General features: G+C 45.0%; 1 protein-coding gene. It reads right to left on the bottom strand.

Translation table 11 applies throughout. From position 1 onward, the window contains the following. On the bottom strand, positions 1-1,109 hold a 1,109-nt coding region (gene tuf, locus KZZ04_RS18405), incomplete at its 3' end, for an elongation factor Tu (RefSeq protein ID WP_138556314.1).

The raw sequence follows: 1,109 nt of genomic DNA, 5'->3' as shown, positions 1-1,109 counted from the left end.
TCCATCGCGATTGGTGCGATTAGAGTTACTGTCATCTTGATGTTATCACCAGGCATTACCATTTCTACGCCTTCTGGTAACTGTACGTCACCTGTTACGTCAGTTGTACGGAAGTAGAACTGTGGACGGTAACCTTTGAAGAATGGAGTATGACGACCACCTTCATCTTTAGAAAGTACGTATACTTCTGAAGTGAATGTAGTGTGTGGGTTGATTGAACCAGGCTTAGCTAGTACTTGACCACGTTCAACGTCTTCACGCTTAGTACCACGTAATAGTGCACCAATGTTCTCACCAGCACGACCTTCGTCAAGAAGCTTACGGAACATTTCAACACCAGTACAAGTAGACTTAGTAGTCTCTTTGATACCAACGATTTCAACTTCGTCATTCACGTTGATGATACCCGCTTCAACACGACCAGTTACAACAGTACCACGACCTTGGATTGAGAAAACGTCTTCGATAGGCATGATGAATGGCTTATCGATGTCACGCTCTGGCTCTGGAATGTAAGAATCTAGTGCTTCTGCAAGCTCTACAATCTTGTCTTCCCATTGCTTCTCGCCTTCAAGTGCTTTAAGTGCAGAACCTTGAATTAGTGGTAAGTCGTCACCTGGGAAATCGTACTCAGAAAGAAGTTCACGAACTTCCATTTCTACTAGCTCAAGTAGCTCTTCGTCATCAACCATGTCACATTTGTTCATGAATACGATGATGTAAGGTACGCCAACCTGACGAGAAAGAAGGATGTGCTCACGCGTTTGTGGCATTGGGCCATCAGTCGCAGCTACTACTAAGATAGCGCCGTCCATTTGTGCAGCACCAGTGATCATGTTTTTAACATAATCGGCGTGACCAGGACAATCTACGTGTGCGTAGTGACGAGTTGGTGTGTCGTACTCAACGTGTGAAGTTGAGATAGTGATACCACGCTCGCGCTCTTCTGGAGCGTTATCGATTGATGCGAAATCTTTAGCAACACCGCCGTATACTTTTGCAAGTACGTTAGTGATTGCTGCAGTTAGTGTAGTTTTACCGTGGTCAACGTGGCCGATTGTACCAACGTTTACGTGCGGTTTTACGCGTTCAAACTTTTCTTTTGCCAT

This window comes from Pseudoalteromonas sp. CR1, from assembly GCF_019392235.1.
GTDB lineage: Bacteria > Pseudomonadota > Gammaproteobacteria > Enterobacterales > Alteromonadaceae > Pseudoalteromonas.
Note: the sequence above shows the minus strand (reverse complement) of the source record. Positions and strands in the feature narration are given on the sequence as shown.